The organism is Bradyrhizobium sp. 179 (assembly GCF_023073535.1).
In the GTDB taxonomy this organism is placed as follows: domain Bacteria; phylum Pseudomonadota; class Alphaproteobacteria; order Rhizobiales; family Xanthobacteraceae; genus Bradyrhizobium.
Genome location: NZ_JADPJR010000149.1, coordinates 74,288 through 91,044, shown reverse-complemented (window position 1 = coordinate 91,044; position 16,757 = coordinate 74,288). Strand labels below are relative to the sequence as shown.

17 protein-coding genes are annotated in these 16,757 nt (G+C 64.1%); 16 read left to right on the top strand and 1 reads right to left on the bottom strand.

Annotated elements, in window-relative coordinates; genetic code table 11:
* The first annotated feature begins 170 nt into the window (after positions 1-170).
* The 10 genes from IVB12_RS34545 (at position 171) to IVB12_RS34500 (ending at position 9,657) form a co-directional block, all read left to right on the top strand.
* Positions 171-932 carry a tripartite tricarboxylate transporter TctB family protein gene (locus tag IVB12_RS34545; protein WP_247306568.1) on the top strand — a complete coding sequence of 254 codons (762 nt, stop codon included), beginning with the start codon at positions 171-173 and terminating at the stop codon, positions 930-932.
* Between the two features lie 4 nt (positions 933-936).
* Positions 937-2,454 carry a tripartite tricarboxylate transporter permease gene (locus tag IVB12_RS34540; protein WP_247278527.1) on the top strand — a complete coding sequence of 506 codons (1,518 nt, stop codon included), beginning with the start codon at positions 937-939 and terminating at the stop codon, positions 2,452-2,454.
* Between the two features lie 140 nt (positions 2,455-2,594).
* Positions 2,595-3,575, top strand: coding sequence for a tripartite tricarboxylate transporter substrate binding protein BugD (locus IVB12_RS34535; protein ID WP_247306565.1), 981 nt, complete (start codon positions 2,595-2,597; stop codon positions 3,573-3,575).
* 171 nt (positions 3,576-3,746) lie between these two features.
* Positions 3,747-4,541, top strand: coding sequence for a thymidylate synthase (locus IVB12_RS34530; protein WP_247278529.1), 795 nt, complete (start codon positions 3,747-3,749; stop codon positions 4,539-4,541).
* Between the two features lie 5 nt (positions 4,542-4,546).
* Positions 4,547-5,032, top strand: coding sequence for a GNAT family N-acetyltransferase (locus tag IVB12_RS34525; protein ID WP_247306562.1), 486 nt, complete (start codon positions 4,547-4,549; stop codon positions 5,030-5,032).
* Positions 5,032-5,541, top strand: coding sequence for a dihydrofolate reductase (locus tag IVB12_RS34520; RefSeq protein ID WP_247306560.1), 510 nt, complete (start codon positions 5,032-5,034; stop codon positions 5,539-5,541). The genes IVB12_RS34525 and IVB12_RS34520 overlap by 1 nt, the downstream gene beginning before the upstream one ends.
* A 154-nt stretch (positions 5,542-5,695) precedes the next feature.
* Positions 5,696-6,838 (top strand): FtsH protease activity modulator HflK, encoded by a 1,143-nt coding sequence (gene hflK / locus IVB12_RS34515; protein WP_247306557.1) that lies wholly within the window; start codon positions 5,696-5,698, stop codon positions 6,836-6,838.
* Positions 6,835-7,731, top strand: coding sequence for a protease modulator HflC (locus tag IVB12_RS34510; RefSeq protein WP_247278533.1), 897 nt, complete (start codon positions 6,835-6,837; stop codon positions 7,729-7,731). The genes hflK and IVB12_RS34510 overlap by 4 nt, the downstream gene beginning before the upstream one ends.
* 70 nt (positions 7,732-7,801) lie before the next feature.
* A complete protein-coding gene (locus IVB12_RS34505) occupies positions 7,802-8,008 on the top strand; it encodes a DUF2065 domain-containing protein (protein WP_027560516.1) in 207 nt (68 codons plus the stop codon).
* A gap of 143 nt (positions 8,009-8,151) precedes the next feature.
* On the top strand, positions 8,152-9,657 hold the full coding sequence (locus tag IVB12_RS34500; RefSeq protein ID WP_247306553.1) for a Do family serine endopeptidase: 1,506 nt from the start codon (positions 8,152-8,154) through the stop codon (positions 9,655-9,657).
* Positions 9,658-9,732: 75 nt separating this feature from the next.
* On the opposite strand, the gene serB is transcribed toward IVB12_RS34500, so the two are convergent.
* Positions 9,733-10,638: a phosphoserine phosphatase SerB gene (gene serB / locus IVB12_RS34495; protein ID WP_247306515.1), complete on the bottom strand. Its 906-nt coding sequence runs from the start codon at positions 10,636-10,638 to the stop codon at positions 9,733-9,735.
* A gap of 11 nt (positions 10,639-10,649) precedes the next feature.
* Here serB and miaA point away from each other — a divergent pair, with 11 nt between their 5' ends.
* The 6 genes from miaA (at position 10,650) to IVB12_RS34465 (ending at position 16,646) form a co-directional block, all read left to right on the top strand.
* Complete coding sequence (miaA, locus tag IVB12_RS34490) at positions 10,650-11,606, top strand: tRNA (adenosine(37)-N6)-dimethylallyltransferase MiaA (RefSeq protein ID WP_247306512.1); 957 nt, start codon at positions 10,650-10,652, stop codon at positions 11,604-11,606.
* Between the two features lie 328 nt (positions 11,607-11,934).
* Entirely contained in the window at positions 11,935-13,710 is a 1,776-nt protein-coding gene (locus IVB12_RS34485) for an acetolactate synthase 3 large subunit (RefSeq protein WP_247306509.1), read from the top strand.
* Between the two features lie 145 nt (positions 13,711-13,855).
* On the top strand, positions 13,856-14,398 hold the full coding sequence (ilvN, locus tag IVB12_RS34480) for an acetolactate synthase small subunit (RefSeq protein WP_247278538.1): 543 nt from the start codon (positions 13,856-13,858) through the stop codon (positions 14,396-14,398).
* A gap of 3 nt (positions 14,399-14,401) precedes the next feature.
* Entirely contained in the window at positions 14,402-15,097 is a 696-nt protein-coding gene (locus IVB12_RS34475; protein ID WP_247306507.1) for a class I SAM-dependent methyltransferase, read from the top strand.
* A gap of 48 nt (positions 15,098-15,145) precedes the next feature.
* Positions 15,146-16,036 carry an EamA family transporter gene (locus IVB12_RS34470; RefSeq protein ID WP_247306505.1) on the top strand — a complete coding sequence of 297 codons (891 nt, stop codon included), beginning with the start codon at positions 15,146-15,148 and terminating at the stop codon, positions 16,034-16,036.
* 7 nt (positions 16,037-16,043) lie between these two features.
* Complete coding sequence (locus IVB12_RS34465) at positions 16,044-16,646, top strand: LysE family translocator (protein WP_247306503.1); 603 nt, start codon at positions 16,044-16,046, stop codon at positions 16,644-16,646.
* The last annotated feature ends 111 nt before the right edge of the window (positions 16,647-16,757 follow it).

Below are 16,757 nucleotides of genomic sequence, written 5' to 3'. Positions count from 1 at the left end.
CACCTTCGTTCGCGCATCAATCCACTCTGGCTCGTGCTCGCCGGAGCCTGTTGGGTTTTGCTGGCATTGTGTGATGAAAATCGCTAGGCAGTGATCCGGGCGGGGGAATCCAGTTCCAGCCGATTTAGAACAACAGTGCTCGTGACTTACGGGTCGCGGAGGAGACAGGCATGGCCGACACGATGGGCCACTCAGCGACCGCCACCCGAAACACAAAGGTGGCGCTCGGTTTTTGTCTGCTGGCGCTTGCGCCGCAGATTTTCGAATTGATCTGGTCGATCGGGACGATCTTCGGCTGGGGCGCCGGGCGCGGCCCGGCGACGGTGATCACTAACCACGCGACGGCGCTGCTCGCCGGCGCGCCCAGCGCCATTCTCGGATCGTTCGGTGGCGGTGCCAAGAAGGCATCGTCCGAGGTACTGCTGGCGCTCATCTATTCCTATCCGCTGTTCGTGGTGGCGATTCTCACGCTGTTCATGACGATCCGATCGGCGCAGGACTATGTCGGCGGCGTCGTCCTGATGGCGCTGGCGCTGTTCGCGTTGTGGGCATCGAGTGATTTGCAGGGCATGCGGGGCTTCTCCTTCGGCGCAGGCACCGCGCCGCGCATGTTCGGGGGCCTGCTGGTCGCCTTGTCCGCCGGTATCGCCCTGACGGGGCTCCTGACGGAGGGAGCCCCGCTCGCCCATTACGCCTGGCGCGGGCCGCTGTTCGTGGTGGCGGCGATCGTCTTTTTCGCACTGGCGATCCGGCCTCTTGGCCTCGTGGTCACAGCCTTCGTCAGCTTCATGATTGCGGCGACGGGCTCGCACGAGACGCGCTGGCTGGAAGCTGCGATCGTCGGCGCCTGCCTGACGTTCGGTTGCGCAATCCTGTTTCCGTACGTGCTCGGGCTGCCGATGCCGATGTTTCCGCGTTTCCTGATCCAGTGAGGGCGTGATGGATATCTTTGCCAACCTCGCTCACGGCTTCGCCGTCGCGCTCTCTCCGATCAACCTTCTGATGTGCCTGATCGGCGCTCTGGTCGGGACGCTGGTGGGCGTGCTCCCGGGCATCGGCACCATCGCGACCGTCGCGATGCTGCTGCCGATCACCTTCGGACTGCCGCCGGTCGGCGCGCTGATCATGCTCGCCGGCATCTATTACGGCGCCCAGTACGGCGGCTCGACCACGTCGATCCTGGTCAACATACCCGGTGAGGCGACATCGGTCGTTACCGCCATCGATGGCCATCAGATGGCGAAGCAGGGCCGCGCTGGTCCCGCGCTGGCGATCGCCGCGATCGGCTCGTTCTTCGCCGGCTGCGTCGCGACGGTCTTGATTGCCGTCCTCGGCGCGCCGCTTACGAAGCTCGCGCTGGCGTTCGGCCCGGCCGAATATTTCTCGCTGATGGTGCTCGGCCTGATCTTCGCGGTGGTCCTGGCCAAGGGCTCGGTGCTGAAGGCGATCGCAATGATCGTGTTCGGCCTGTTGCTCTCGATGGTCGGCTCGGACATCGAGACCGGCGCCTCGCGCATGGCCTTCAACATTCCGGAACTCGCCGACGGCCTCGGCTTTGCGACGGTGGCGATGGGCGTATTCGGCTTTGCCGAGATCATCCGCAATCTCGACGCCGGCGCCGAGATGAGCCGCGATCTCGTGCAGCAGAAGATCACCGGCCTGATGCCGACCAGAAAGGATCTGATCGACTCGACGCCTGCCATCCTGCGCGGCACCGTGCTCGGCTCGATCCTCGGTATCCTGCCCGGCGGTGGTGCGACGATCGCATCGTTTGGCGCCTATACGCTCGAGAAGAAGCTTGCGAAGAATCCGTCGCGGTTTGGCCGCGGTGCGATCGAGGGCGTGGCGGGGCCGGAGAGCGCCAACAATGCCGCCGCGCAGACCTCGTTCATCCCGCTGCTGACGCTCGGCATCCCGCCCAACGCGGTGATGGCGCTGATGGTGGGCGCGATGACCATCCACGGCATCGTGCCGGGCCCGCAGGTGATGCAGAAGCAGCCGGATCTCGTCTGGGGCATGATCGCCTCGATGTGGATCGGCAATCTGATGCTGATCATCATCAACCTCCCGCTGGTCGGAATCTGGGTGCGGCTGCTGCGCGTGCCGTACCGGCTGATGTTCCCCTCGATCGTGATCTTCTGTGCGATCGGCATCTATTCGGTGAACAACGCACCGGTCGACGTCATCCTCGCAGGCGTGTTCGGCCTCGTCGGTTACTGGCTAATCAAGCACGATTTCGAGCCCGCGCCGTTGCTGCTCGGCATGGTGCTGGGGCCGCTGATGGAGGAGAACCTGCGCCGTGCGCTGCTGATCTCGCGCGGCGACTGGAGCGTGTTCCTGACGCGTCCATTATCGGCGGTGCTGCTGGCCGTCGCGGCGGGCCTCCTGGTTCTTACGGTGCTGCCGGTGTTGCGCGCCAAGCGCGACGAGGTGTTCACCGAGTCTGAGAACTGAGGGGGTGCGCCCTGCGTCGGCGCCGCGCCCTGCGTCCGCGCGCCGCATTCGGAAGTCGAATCGACTTGTATGACGGCTTCGTGGAATGAAAATGCCGGCCTTCGTGGCCGGCATTTTTGTTTGTCTCCCGGGAGATCGAGATGACTGTCATTCGCGCGCTTGCGGGCGCATGTGCCGCGGCGTTCGCATCATTGTGCGTCCTTGCCGCACCGGCTGAGGCACAGACCTATCCGACGCGCAGCATCACCATGATCGTGCCGTTCGCGGCCGGCGGACCGACCGACGTCGTCGCGCGCATCGTCACCGCGCACATGGCGCAGACGCTGGGGCAGAGCATCATCATCGAAAACGTGGTTGGCGCCGGCGGCACCACCGCCACAACGCGCGCGGCGCGTGCGGCCAACGACGGTTATACGCTCATCACCGGGCATATGGGCACGCATGCCGCCTCCGTGCCGCTCTATCCGAAACTCGCCTATCATCCCGAAAAGGACTTCGAGCCGGTCGCGCTGCTCGCGGGCACGCCGATCCTGATCCTGGCGCGCAAGGATTTTCCGCCGAAGGACCTCAAGGAGTTCGTCGCCTACGTGAAGGCCAACGCCGAGAAAGTGAATGCCGCGCATGCCGGCGTCGGCTCGGTCTCGCACGTCTCGTGCGAGCTTCTGCACTCCATCCTCGACATCAAGCCGGTCGGTGTGCCCTTCAATGGCACGGGCCCTGCGATGAACGCGCTGGTAGCCGGCCAGGTCGACTACATGTGTGACCAGATCGTCAACGCCGTGCCGCAAATCAATGCCGGCACCATCAAGGCCTATGCGATCGCGACGGCGGAGCGCAATCCGTCGCTGCCGAACGTGCCGACCACGGCGGAAGCCGGCCTGCCGGCATTCCAGGCCCAGGCCTGGAATGCGATGTTCGCACCGAAGGGAACCTCACCGGCAATCGTTGCGAGCCTGAACGCCGCGGCCATCAAGGCGCTCGACGACGAGACCGTGCGGAAGCGCCTGCTCGAGCTCGGCAGCGTCATTCCCGGCCCCAAGGACCGTACACCAGAGGCGCTGGCGAGCCTCGTCAAGAACGAGATCGCGAAATGGAGCCCGGTGCTGAAGCCGGCAACTTAGCCAGCAGGATCAAGCTAATAGGCGAGGGGTGGGACGCTGGGTTCCGCCCCTTGTCGTTTGCGCCGGGAACGCTCACTTTTTCGGGTATAATCGGCGCGAACAGCGAATCGCCGCTGTCGCAGCGCGGAGGCGGCCGCTAAGTTTTCCAGCCTCCCCAAAGGCTCACGACACATGCACCAGTATCAGGACCTGCTCGAGCGGATTCTTTCAGACGGCGCCGAGAAGACCGACCGGACCGGTACCGGTACGCTGTCGGTGTTCGGCCACCAGATGCGCTTCAATCTGTCCGCCGGTTTCCCGATGCTGACCACCAAGCGGTTGCCGCTGAAGGCGATCGTGCATGAGCTGCTCTGGTTCCTGAAGGGCGATACCAACATCAAATATTTGCGCGACAACGGCGTCACCATCTGGGACGAATGGGCCGATGCCAACGGCGATCTCGGCCCGGTTTACGGGCATCAGTGGCGCTCCTGGCCCGCGCCTGATGGCCGCAGCATCGACCAGATCGCGAATGTGGTCGACATGATCAAGCGCAATCCGGACTCGCGCCGCCTGATCGTCTCGGCCTGGAATCCGGCCGAGGTCGACAAGATGGCGCTGCCGCCGTGCCACTGCCTGTTCCAGTTCTACGTTGCCAACGGCAAATTGTCTTGCCAGCTCTATCAGCGCTCTGCCGACGTGTTCCTCGGCGTGCCCTTCAACATTGCCTCCTATTCGCTACTGACGATGATGGTCGCGCAGGTCACCGGCCTCAAGCCCGGCGACTTCGTGCATTCATTCGGTGATACCCACCTTTATTCCAACCATCTGGAGCAAGCGAAGCTCCAACTCACCCGCGCGCCGCGCGCGCTGCCGGTGATGCGGATCAACCCCGACGTGAAAGACATCTTCTCGTTCCGCTTCGAGGATTTCGAGCTCGTCGGCTACGATCCGCATCCGCACATCAAGGCGGAAGTCGCGGTTTAGCGCCTATGTCGCTCAACATCCGCCGCGTGCGCCCGGGCGAAGCCGGGCTCGTTCTTGCTTTCATCCGCGAGCTCGCCGAATACGAAAAGCTCTCGCACGAGATCGAGGCAACAGAGGCGATGATTGCGGACGCGCTGTTCGGTGAGCGGCCGCAGCTCCATTGCGCGATCGCCGAGTGGAACGACGAGGCGGTCGGTTTTGCGGTGTGGTTTGCGAATTTCTCCACTTTCAGCGGCCGCCATGGCATTTATCTGGAAGACCTCTATGTGCGGCCGTCGCATCGGGGCAGGGGCCTCGGTAAGGCGCTGCTGGTCTATCTCGCGAAGGAATGCGTCGACAACGGCTGGTCGCGCCTGCAATGGGCGGTGCTCGACTGGAACGCGCCGTCGATCGCGTTCTACAAATCCCTCGGTGCCGTCATGATGGACGACTGGACGCTGTGTCGCGTCACCGGGCCAGCGTTGACACGGCTTGCCGGGAGCGCGACCTGATGGAGATCGTCTTCGTCGTCGCGATCGCCGAGAACGGGATCATCGGCGCCGGCAACGCCATGCCGTGGCGAATGAAATCCGACATGGCGCGCTTCAAGGCGCTCACGATCGGCAAGCCCGTGATCATGGGCCGCAAGACGTTCGAATCCCTGCCCCGGCCGCTGCCGAACCGCACCAACATCGTGATCACGCGGGATGCGGACTATCGCGCCAACGGCGCCATCGTCACGACGTCGGCATCGGATGCGGACGCGATTGCGCGGGGCGACGCCCTACGGCGTTCGGTCACTGAGATCGCGGTGATCGGCGGCGCCGAGATCTTTCGGCAATGGCTCGATCGCGCCGATCGGCTCGAAATCACCGAAGTGCATGCGCGGCCCCAAGGCGACACGTATTTCGACATCGACAAGGCCGAGTGGGACGAGGTGGCGCGCATCCGTCATCCTGCCGGCCCCGACGACAGCGCCGACTTCTCCTATGTGACATATCGTCGGCGGGCGCGCCATTAACCGCATTCGCCAATGTTTACATTGACTTTTTCGTGCCCGAGCATAGCTCGGAAGACGGTCAGGGCTGCGTTGTAAGGGACCTGCCTGTCCCCTATAAAGCCGGACCGGACAAAGCGGGCGGGGGGCAATGCCACCCTGCCGAGGAGAGCGTCGAATGCCGTGGAAGAATCAGGGCGGTGGCCCATGGGGCTCGGGTCCAAAGGGACCGTGGGGCTCAGGCCCGCAACCGGTCGGGCCGAGGCCGCCGGATCTGGAAGACCTCCTGCGGCGCGGCCAGGACCGCCTCCAGCAGATCATGCCGGGCGGCTATTTTTCCGGCGTCGGCATCACGCTGATCATCCTGCTCATCGTCGCGTTCTGGCTGCTGTCGGGCTTCTTCCGCGTGCAGTCCGAAGAGCGCGGCGTCGTGCTGCGCTTCGGCAAGCATGTCCGCACCGTCGATCCGGGCCTGAATTATCACCTGCCATATCCGATCGAGACCGTGCTGCTGCCGAAGGCGCTGCGCGTCTCCACGACCTCCATCGGCATGACGGTGATCGAGGAACCGGCGCGGCGCGGCCGCTCCATTCGCGACGTGCCGGAAGAGAGCCTGATGCTGACCGGTGACGAGAACATCGTCGACGTCGACTTCACCGTGCTCTGGCGCATCAAGCCCGACGCCGGCGGCGTCGGCGATTTTCTGTTCAACATCCAGAACCCCGAAGGCACCGTGAAAGCGGTCGCCGAGAGCGCGATGCGTGAGATGATTGGCCGTTCGCAGATCCAGCCGATCCTGACCGGTGCCCGCAATACGATCGAGCAGGGTGTGCAGGAGCTGATCCAGAAGACCCTCGACAGCTATGGCGCGGGCATTCTCATCACCCAGGTGCAGATGCAGAAGGTCGATCCGCCAGCGCAGGTGATCGACGCCTTCCGTGACGTGCAGGCGGCGCGAGCCAATCTGGAGCAACTGCAAAACGAAGCGCAGACCTACGCCAATCAGGTGGTGCCGCAGGCGCGCGGACGTGCAGCGCAGATCCTGCAGGCCGCCGAAGGCTACAAGGAGCAGGCGGTCGCCGAGGCCAAGGGCCAGAGCGCGCGCTTCCTGAAAGTGTACGACGAATACAAGAAGGCGCCCGACGTGACGCGTGAGCGGATTTATCTGGAGACGATGGAGCGCGTGCTCGGCGGCGCCGAGAAGCTGGTCTATGACGGCGGCCCTGCGGGTCAGGGTGTCGTGCCCTATCTGCCGCTTCCCGAGTTGACGCCCAAGCGGCAGCCTACGACCGGTCCGCAGTCGAGCGGGGGCAACCGATGAGGTCTCCGGTTACAGGTTTCGTCTCGCTGCTCGGACTCCTGCTGGTCGTGATCGTCGGCTACATGTCGCTGTTCACGGTGCAGCAGACCGAGCAGACCATCGTGCTCCAGTTCGGCAAGCCGGTCGACGTCGTCACCGCACCCGGCCTGCATTTCAAGGCGCCGTGGAATTCGGTGATCAACATTGACAAGCGGATTCTCGACCTGGAGAACCCGTCGCAGGAAGCGATCGCCTCCGACCAGAAGCGGCTGGTGGTCGACGCCTTCGCGCGTTACCGCATCAAGGATGCGTTGCGCTTCTATCAGAGCGTCGGCTCGATCCAGGCCGCCAACATTCAGCTGACCACGCTTCTCAACGCGGCGCTGCGCCGCGTGCTCGGCGAGGTCACCTTCATCAACGTGGTTCGCGACGATCGCGAGAAGCTGATGCAGCGTATCCGCGATCAGCTCGACCGCGAGGCCGATGGCTATGGCATTCAGGTCGTCGACGTCCGGATCCGCCGTGCCGACCTGCCGGAGCAGAACAGCCAGGCGGTCTACCAGCGCATGAAGACTGAGCGTGAGCGAGAGGCCGCTGAGTTCCGCGCGCAGGGTGGCCAGAAGGCTCAGGAGATCAAGTCCAAGGCCGATCGCGAGGCGACCATCATCGTCGCGGAGGCCAATTCGCAGGCTGAGCAGACCCGCGGTGCAGGCGATGCCGAGCGCAACCGCCTGTTTGCGGAAGCCTACAGCAAGGACGCCGATTTCTTCGCCTTCTACCGGTCGATGACGGCCTATGAGAACGGGCTACGTTCGAACGATACCCGTTTCCTGCTGCGGCCGGACTCGGATTTCTTCCGGTACTTCAGTAACCCGTCCGGAAAGATGGCAACCGAGACGCCGGCGAAGCCCTAAGCTAGACAAGGGCGGCCGGCTTGGCCGCCCCTGCCCAGACAAGAACAGCATAACGGGAGGTTCCATTCCGATGAGGTCCATTGCGTTTGCCGACTTCCTCATCGGCCTGGGCATCCTGTTCGTGCTGGAAGGCTTGATGTTCGCGGCCAGTCCCAACTGGATGCGCAAGGCTATGAAGAGTGCTATCGCCACGCCCGACAACATCCTGCGGGCTGTCGGGATCGGTTCGGCCGTGGCCGGCCTGATCCTGATCTGGGTGATGCGGCGCCCGGTTTAGACGTCATGCCAACGCCAAAGTGAAGGCAATCGACCGGTTTTCGCCGTATTATCGGGGTGTTGAGACCCGTTAAGCTCTGCGCTTGCGCCGTCCCCCCGTTCGAGCGCAGGCTGGCGCCGAACCCTTATTCTCTGGAGATCACAATGACCGCTGCCACCATTGCCCCGTCCCGCTTGCGCCACTGGGTGCGAACTGGGCTGGCCGCGCTCGCCATCGGTGCTTTCGGCGCATTCGGCACGCCGGCTCATGCGCGTGGACCGGACGGCATCGCCGACGTCGCCGAGAAGGTGATCGACGCGGTCGTCAACATCTCTACGTCGCAGACCGTCGAGGCCAAGGGCGGCGGCAGCAACACCATGCCGCAACTGCCGCCAGGTTCGCCGTTCGAGGAGTTCTTCGACGACTTCTTCAAGAACCGCAGGGGTCCCGGCGGTGGCAGTAAGGGCGGCGACAACAACCCGCCGCGCAAGACCAATTCGCTCGGCTCCGGCTTCATCATCGACGCAGCAGGCGTGGTCGTTACCAACAACCACGTCATTGCCGATGCCGACGAGATCCATGTCATCCTCAACGACGGCACCAAGATCAAGGCCGAGCTGGTCGGCGTCGACAAGAAGACCGACCTCGCCGTGCTCAAGATCAAGCCGCCGAAGCCGCTGGTCGCGGTGAAGTTCGGCGACTCCGACAAGCTCCGGCTCGGCGACTGGGTGGTTGCGATCGGCAACCCCTTCAGTCTCGGTGGCACGGTCACGGCCGGTATCGTTTCGGCCAAGAACCGCGACATCTCCTCAGGGCCATATGACAGCTATATCCAGACCGACGCCTCCATCAACCGCGGCAATTCCGGCGGCCCGCTGTTCAACCTCGACGGCGACGTCATCGGCGTCAACACGCTGATCATCTCGCCCTCCGGCGGCTCCATCGGTATCGGCTTCGCCGTGCCGTCGAAGACGGTCGTTGGCGTCGTCGACCAGCTCCGGCAGTTTGGCGAGCTGCGCCGCGGCTGGTTAGGGGTGCGCATCCAGAGCGTCACCGACGAGATTGCCGAGAGCCTCAACATCAAGCCGGCGCGCGGCGCGCTGGTCGCCGGCGTGGACGACAAGGGTCCGGCGAAGCCCGCCGGCATCGAGCCTGGTGATGTCGTCGTCAAATTCGATGGCAAGGACGTCAAGGATCCGAAGGACCTGTCCCGCGTCGTCGCCGACACGGCGGTCGGCAAGGAGGTCGACGTGATCATTATCCGCAAAGGCCAGGAGCAGGCCAAGAAGGTCACGCTCGGCCGGCTCCAGGATCCCGAAAAGGTGCAGGCCGCGGTGAAAACCGACGAGCCCGCACCCGAGAAGCCGGTGACGCAGAAGGCGCTCGGTCTCGATCTGGCAACGCTGAGCAAGGATCTACGCGCGCGCTACAAGATCAAGGACACCGTCAAGGGCGTGGTCGTCACCAATGTCGATGCCAATTCCGACGCCGCCGAGAAGCGGCTCTCCGCCGGTGACGTCATCGTCGAGGTGGCGCAGGAGGCGGTGTCGAGCGGCGCCGACATCCAGAAGCGGGTCGATCAGCTCAAGAAGGACGGCAAGAAGTCGGTGCTGCTGCTCGTCTCCAATGCTGAGGGCGAGCTGCGCTTCGTGGCGTTGAGCGTGCAGTAGGAAGGGCTGGTCGTCCTATATTCATTGCCATTCCGGGTTGGATGCTTCGCATCACCCGGAATGACGGAGACAACGTTATCCCTCCACGAACTCCTCGCGCCGATACCCTTGCGCATACAGCAGCGCGGTGAGATCGCCGTGATCGATCTGCGCTGCCGCGGCCGCGGCCACCGCCGGCTTGGCGTGATACGCCACCCCGAGCCCCGCCGCCTGGATCATCCCAAGGTCATTGGCGCCGTCACCGACTACGATCGTCTCGAGGTCGTCGAGATCGAACGATTCCATCAGATCCAACAGTGTCGCGAGTTTCGCGGCGCGGCCCAAGATCGGTTCCTTCACCTCGCCGGTGAACTTGCCGTCGCGCACGACGAGTTCGTTGGCGCGGTTTTCCTGGAAGCCGATCTTGGCGGCGACCGCGCTCGTGAACAGCGTGAAGCCGCCCGAGACGAGGCAGGTGTAGGCGCCGTGCGCGCGCATGGTCGCGACCAGCTCACGGCCGCCGGGGGTCAGCGTGATGCGCTTGGCCAGTACCTCATCGACCGCGCGGGCGGGTAGATCCTTGAGCAGCGCAACGCGCTCGCGCAGCGCCGGCTCGAACTCGATCTCGCCGCGCATCGCGCGTTCGGTGATGGCGGCCACATGCGCCTTCACCCCGACCAAGTCGGCGAGCTCGTCGATGCATTCTTGGCCGATCATGGTGGAATCCATGTCGGCGAGAAAAAGCTTCTTGCGCCGGAAGCCGACTGGCTGCACGACGATGTCGATGGGCAGGTCGCCGCGAAGCTCGCGGAGCCGCTGTTCTATGGCGTGGCGGTCGCCTTCGAGGTTACTTTCGGCGCCGAAGGGAATGTCGACCGCAACCCCTTCGAACAGCCAGTGCGCGGGAGCTGCATGTGGCAGCACCGCGCGGGCGCCGTCGACGATGGTAGAGTCGAGCGCAGGATTGTCGGGATTGCAGATCAGCGTGGCGACGAGGGACATTTGAGGTTTTCGTGAGCGAGGGGCAAGTCAGCGGAAGGCATGTTGGCAAGGCCGTGCTTATCGCAGGCCCGACCGCCAGCGGCAAGTCGGCGCTGGCGCTCGAGCTTGCGCTCGCCACCGGCGGCATCATCATCAACGCCGATTCCATGCAGGTTTACCGCGATCTGCGCATCATCACGGCACGGCCGACAGCGGCTGATGAGGCGCTCGTGCCGCATCGTCTCTATGGCCATGTCGATGCGGCCGTGAATTTCTCGGCCGGTGCCTGGGTGGGCGACGCGGCGAAGGCGCTCGAAGCGGCGACGGCCGAACGCCGCCTGCCGATCTTCGTCGGCGGCACCGGGCTCTATTTCAAGGCACTGACGGCGGGCCTCTCCGTAGTGCCGCCAATTCCTGCCGAGGTGCGCGAGGACGTGCGCGCGCGGCTGCAGCAGAACGGCGTCGAAGCGCTACACGCGGAACTCGCGCACCGCGATCCGCGTGCGGCCGAACGATTGAATCTGCGCGACCGCACCCGGATCGCGCGCGCGCTGGAAGTGGTCGAAGCGACCGGCCGTTCGCTGCTCGACTGGCACGGCGAGGGCCAGCCGCCGTTGCTGCCGAAGGACAATTTTCGCGCGGTGTTTCTCGCCCCCGCGCGCGACGAACTCTATGCCCGCATCGATGCGCGCTTCGATGCCATGTTGAGCGCCGGCGCGCTCAGGGAGGTCGAGCGGCTTGCCGCCAGACAGCTCGATCCGCTGTTGCCGGCCATGAAGGCCCACGGCGTGCCGGCGCTGATCCGGCATCTGCGCGGTGAACTCAGCCTGGAAGAAGCTGCCACAATCGGCCGCGCCGACACCCGCCACTACGCCAAGCGCCAGTTCACCTGGTTCCGGCATCAATTGCCTGAGTTCGAATGGATGAAGCCGGAGGAGGCGAGGGGATGGCTCGCCGCGATCGTGCACGCGACACCGGATACGAACTGACGAGCTTTTGTGTCCGGTTCCTGAATTTACCGCTCGCCGAACCCGGGGAACACCGCTACACTGCCAAAATCGCGCGGGAACGGCCACATTGCCTTGACATCCGGGCTTTGGCCGCTATGTTTCGCGCAACCTTTGGGAAGCCGAGCGCCTGCCATGCGTAACATTATTACCAAACTCCTTATCGCCGTCGTACCCAGGCACACCGCCGGGGGTGGCTAGCTGCCATCCACAAGACAGGCGGTGTGCGTGGGCCCTCTTCGGGGCCTTTTTTATTTCCCGAACCCGACACGAACGAAGCCGCTGACAACAGCGCATCCGGAGCAAGCCAATGAGCGAGAAGAGCCACGATCCGAACCAGATGACCGGCGCCGCGATGATCGTCCGCGCGCTCATCGATCATGGCGTGACCGACATTTTCGGCTATCCCGGCGGCGCGGTGCTTCCGATCTATGACGAGATCTTCCACGAGAGCGAGGTCCAGCACATCCTGGTCCGCCACGAGCAGGGCGCCGGCCATGCCGCCGAGGGCTATGCGCGCTCGACCGGCAAGCCGGGCGTCGCGCTGGTGACCTCCGGTCCCGGCGCGACTAACATGGTGACGCCGTTGACCGACGCGCTGATGGACTCGATCCCGCTGGTGTGCATCTCCGGCCAGGTGCCGACGCATCTGATTGGCAACGACGCCTTCCAGGAATGCGACACCGTCGGCATCACGCGCCCCTGCACCAAGCACAACTGGCTGGTGCGCGACGTCAACGATCTCGCCAAGGTGCTGCACGAGGCTTTCTATGTCGCGACCTCCGGCCGTCCGGGGCCGGTGCTGGTCGACGTTCCCAAGGACGTGCAGTTCGCGACCGGTACCTATCATCCGCCGCGCAAGTCCGACGTGCACCGCTCCTATGCGCCGCGCGTGAAGGGCGATGCCACGCAGATCCGCAAGGCGGTGGCGCTGCTCGCCAACGCCAAGCGTCCGGTGATCTACAGCGGCGGTGGCGTCATCAATTCCGGTCCCGAGGCGACCAAGCTCTTGCGCGAGCTGGTCGAGGTCACCGGTTTTCCGATCACCTCCACGCTGATGGGCCTCGGCGCCTATCCGGCTTCGGGCAAGAACTGGCTCGGCATGCTCGGCATGCACGGCACCTATGAAGCTAACATGACCATGCATGATTGCGACGTCATGCTGTGCGTCGGCGCGCGCTTCGACGACCGCATCACCGGTCGCGTCGATGCGTTCTCGCCGGGTTCGAAGAAGATCCATATCGACATCGACCCATCCTCGATCAACAAGAACATCCGGGTTGACGTGCCGATCATCGGCGATTGCGGCAACATCCTCGGCGACATCCTCCAGGTGTTCAAGGCAGAGGCGAAGAAGCCCGAGATCAAGTCGTGGTGGCAGCAGATCGCGCAGTGGCGTGCCCGTAATTCGCTGTATTACAAGAAGAGCAACGACGTCATCCTGCCGCAGCATGCGATCCAGAGCCTGTTCGAAGCGACGCGCGGCAAGGATACCTACATCACGACCGAGGTCGGCCAGCACCAGATGTGGGCGGCCCAGTTCTACGGCTTCGAGGAGCCGCATCGCTGGATGACGTCGGGCGGCCTCGGCACCATGGGCTACGGCCTGCCGGCCGCGATCGGCGTGCAGGTTGCCCACCCCGACAGCCTCGTCATCGACATCGCGGGCGATGCCTCGGTGCAGATGACGATGCAGGAGATGTCGACGGCCGTGCAGTACGAGCTGCCGATCAAGATCTTCATCCTGAACAACCAGTACATGGGCATGGTGCGGCAGTGGCAGCAGCTGCTGCATGGCAACCGCCTGTCGCATTCCTACTCGGAGGCGCTGCCGGATTTCGTCAAGCTCGCCGAAGCCTATGGCGGCGTTGGCCTCCAGGTGCACAAGCCTGGCGATCTTGAGGGTGCCATCAAGGAGATGATCGCGGTCAAGCGCCCGGTGCTGTTCGACTGCCGCGTCGCTGCGCTTGAAAACTGCTTCCCGATGATCCCCTCCGGCAAGGCGCACAACGAGATGCTGTTGCCGGAGCAGGCCAACGACGCAGCCACCGCGAAGGCGTTCGCCGGCGGCAAGGCGCTGGTGTGAGCGCAATGGTCACAAGCTCCGCTGCCATCGCCCGGCTCGACCGGCCGATCCAGTACGCCGCTCCCTGTGTAGGGATCTCACGCCGTGGCAATTACTGGCGGCCCGCCTTCGCGGGCATGACGAAGAAGATTTGAGGGGAACGACAATGAACCAGCCGGCATCCGCCTATTTCATCGAGGACCGTCACGATCCCAACGAGACGCACACGCTCGCCGTGCTCGTGCAGAACGAGCCCGGCGTGCTTGCGCGCGTCATCGGCTTGTTCTCGGGCCGTGGCTACAACATCGAGAGCCTCACGGTCTCGGAGACCGAGAGCCAGAAGCACCTCTCGCGCATCACCATCGTCACGACGGGCACGCCAATGGTGATCGAGCAGATCAAGCACCAGCTCGATCGCATGATTCCGGTCTATCGCGTCGTCGACATGACGCAGACCAAGCGCTCGATCGAGCGGGAGCTCGCGATGGTGAAGGTGCGCGGGCAGGGCGAGCACCGCGTCGAGGCGCTGAGGCTTGCGGATGCGTTCCGCGCCCGCGTGATCGATGCGACGACCGAGAGCTTCGTGTTCGAGATCACAGGCAATACGGACAAGATCAATCAGTATATCGACCTGATGCGCCCGCTCGGCCTCGTCGAAGTGTCGCGCACCGGCGTTGCCGCGATCGGTCGCGGGCCTGAAGGGATGTGAACCATGCTGGCGCGCGACTGGTACTATAACGAGCGGAACCGGATGGGGATCGAGCCCGCAGTGGCGTCGATCTATGACAGCCATGACGATGCCGACCTGCGGGCGCGCGCCGCGCTGAAAATGCTAGGAGTCCAGCGCGACTGGCGCATCGCCGATATCGGCTGCGGTAACGGCGTGCTGGCCACCGAAGCGGCGCTGATGGGCGCCGAGGTCGATGCTATCGACATCTCCCCCGCGATGCTGGCGCTCGCCGAGATCTATGCACGTGACCGCAAGGCGCCGGTCCGCACCCAATCGGCCGGCCTGCTGAGCTTCTCCTACCGTCCGGAATCCTACGATTTGATCGTCAGCGAGTTCACGCTGCACCATCTGCCGGACTTCTGGAAGGCGGTGGCGATGTCGCGGATCTATCGGGCGCTGAAGCCGGGCGCGAGCTTCTACCTGCGCGACATCGTCTACACTTCAATGCCGGACGCCATTGAGCGCGACGTCGAGCAATGGGCCGACTTCCAGATCAAGAACCACGACTTTTCGCGTGAAGGTGTCGTCGCGCACATGCGCGACGAATATTCCACCTTCAGCTGGGTGATGGAACGGATGCTGACCGACATCGGCTTCAGGCTGGTCTCGGCCGACTACCACGCCCCGATGCACGGCACCTATCTGCTGCGGAAACCGAAAGCCGGCGAGCAAGGCTAGACCAGAACAATAACAGGACTGCACGACAGGGCAGGACCGAGAACAACAATGAAGCCGGCCGACATCCTCATCGCCATCCTGGTGGCGATCATCTGGGGGCTTGCCTTCGTGGCGAGCCGGATCGCGCTCGACGAGTTCTCGCCGGAGCTGATGACGGCGATGCGCTTCACCATTGCCGCAGTACCGTGCCTTTTCATTCCCAAGCCGAAGGTCGCCTGGCCCCTCCTGATCGCGATCAGCGTCACGCTGTTCCTCGGCCAGTTCCTGAGCCAGGCCTATGGCATTGCCCACGGCGTGCCGGTCGGCCTGGCCAGCGTGGTCGTGCAGAGCCAGGCGCTGTTCACGATCGGCTTCGCCGCTGTCGCATTCGGCGAACGTCCGACGCCGATGCAGACGCTCGGCATCGTCATCGCAGCAGCCGGCCTTTTGATGATCTGCGGGACCGTCGGCTATGATTTCAGCGTCGGCGCCTTCGCGGTGCTGATGATCGCGCCGGTCTGCTTTGCCGTCGGCAATCTCCTGCTGCGGGGCGCCCGTGGTGCGCCGATGTTCGACCTGTTCGCCTGGCTGTGCCTTACTGCCGCGGTGCCGTTGTTCGCGCTCGCGCTGGTCGTCAACGGGCCAACGCCGACCTGGCAGTCGCTGATGCACATGTCTCTGACAGGCCTGATCTGCCTGCTGGTGATCGGCGCCATCTCCACCAGCATCGCCTACTGGCTATGGGGCCGATTGCTGCGCGATTATCCGGCGGCGCAGGTGGTGCCGTTCGCGCTGCTGGTGCCGTTCGTGGGATCGGCCGCCTCCAGCATCGTGTTCGGCGAGCGGTTCGGACCCCTGCGCCTCGCCGGCATGCTGACCGTGATCGGCGGTATCGCGGTGATGGTGCTGGCGCAGCGGCCCAAGGCGTTGCCCAAAGAGCCGCTGCCGAAAGTCGCGTGAGGCGAACATGTCCCAGTCGCTGTTCTATGCCTTCCTCACCTTCATGGTCGTGATGTACTTCACGCCTGGGCCGAACAACATCATGCTGCTGTCCTCGGGCCTGACCTACGGCTTCCGGCGCACCATTCCCCACATCGTCGGTATCGTCATCGGCTTCGCCTTCATGGTCGCCGCGGTCGGCCTCGGGCTCGGCTCCGTGTTTCTGGCCTATCCTGTCCTCCAGACCATCTTGAAATATGCCGGTGCGGTCTACCTGATCTATCTCGCCGCCGCGATCGCCATGTCCGGGCCGACCAAGCCGGGCGACGGCGCCGCCCGCGGCCCGATGACCTTCTGGGGCGCGGCGATATTTCAATGGATCAACGCCAAAGGCTGGGTGATCGTGATCGGCACCATTACCGCCTACGCGGCGATCGCCCAATTCCCGCTCAACATCGCAATCCAGACCCTGATCAGCCTGCTCGTAGGCACGGTCTCGACCGTGGTCTGGGCTCTGTTCGGCTCCGCATTGCGGCCGGTCCTGACCTCAGAGCGGCTGGTCCGTGCCTTCAATGTGCTGATGGCAGTCCTGCTGCTCGCTTCCCTCTACCCCGTCTTCATGGATGCATGATGCCGCAGATTTCCATGCAGAAACGGGTTTCCCAGCGGCCCTAAAATGCTCTAGACAGCCCCCGAAATCCGTCAATTCACCTTCGAAAGATCTGACCATCGGCCGATTCCG

Excerpts from the sequence above, each read along its gene's own strand:
- hflK (WP_247306557.1), top strand. The coding sequence starts at position 5,696 with ATGCCGTGGAAGAATCAGGGCGGTGGCCCATGGGGCTCGGGTCCAAAG.
- IVB12_RS34520 (WP_247306560.1), top strand. The coding sequence starts at position 5,032 with ATGGAGATCGTCTTCGTCGTCGCGATCGCCGAGAACGGGATCATCGGC.
- IVB12_RS34530 (WP_247278529.1), top strand. The coding sequence starts at position 3,747 with ATGCACCAGTATCAGGACCTGCTCGAGCGGATTCTTTCAGACGGCGCC.
- IVB12_RS34470 (WP_247306505.1), top strand. The coding sequence starts at position 15,146 with ATGAAGCCGGCCGACATCCTCATCGCCATCCTGGTGGCGATCATCTGG.
- IVB12_RS34505 (WP_027560516.1), top strand. The coding sequence starts at position 7,802 with ATGAGGTCCATTGCGTTTGCCGACTTCCTCATCGGCCTGGGCATCCTG.
- IVB12_RS34510 (WP_247278533.1), top strand. The coding sequence starts at position 6,835 with ATGAGGTCTCCGGTTACAGGTTTCGTCTCGCTGCTCGGACTCCTGCTG.
- IVB12_RS34465 (WP_247306503.1), top strand. The coding sequence starts at position 16,044 with ATGTCCCAGTCGCTGTTCTATGCCTTCCTCACCTTCATGGTCGTGATG.
- IVB12_RS34485 (WP_247306509.1), top strand. The coding sequence starts at position 11,935 with ATGAGCGAGAAGAGCCACGATCCGAACCAGATGACCGGCGCCGCGATG.
- serB (WP_247306515.1), bottom strand. The coding sequence starts at position 10,638 with ATGTCCCTCGTCGCCACGCTGATCTGCAATCCCGACAATCCTGCGCTC.
- IVB12_RS34500 (WP_247306553.1), top strand. The coding sequence starts at position 8,152 with ATGACCGCTGCCACCATTGCCCCGTCCCGCTTGCGCCACTGGGTGCGA.
- IVB12_RS34545 (WP_247306568.1), top strand. The coding sequence starts at position 171 with ATGGCCGACACGATGGGCCACTCAGCGACCGCCACCCGAAACACAAAG.
- IVB12_RS34525 (WP_247306562.1), top strand. The coding sequence starts at position 4,547 with ATGTCGCTCAACATCCGCCGCGTGCGCCCGGGCGAAGCCGGGCTCGTT.
- ilvN (WP_247278538.1), top strand. The coding sequence starts at position 13,856 with ATGAACCAGCCGGCATCCGCCTATTTCATCGAGGACCGTCACGATCCC.
- IVB12_RS34535 (WP_247306565.1), top strand. The coding sequence starts at position 2,595 with ATGACTGTCATTCGCGCGCTTGCGGGCGCATGTGCCGCGGCGTTCGCA.
- IVB12_RS34475 (WP_247306507.1), top strand. The coding sequence starts at position 14,402 with ATGCTGGCGCGCGACTGGTACTATAACGAGCGGAACCGGATGGGGATC.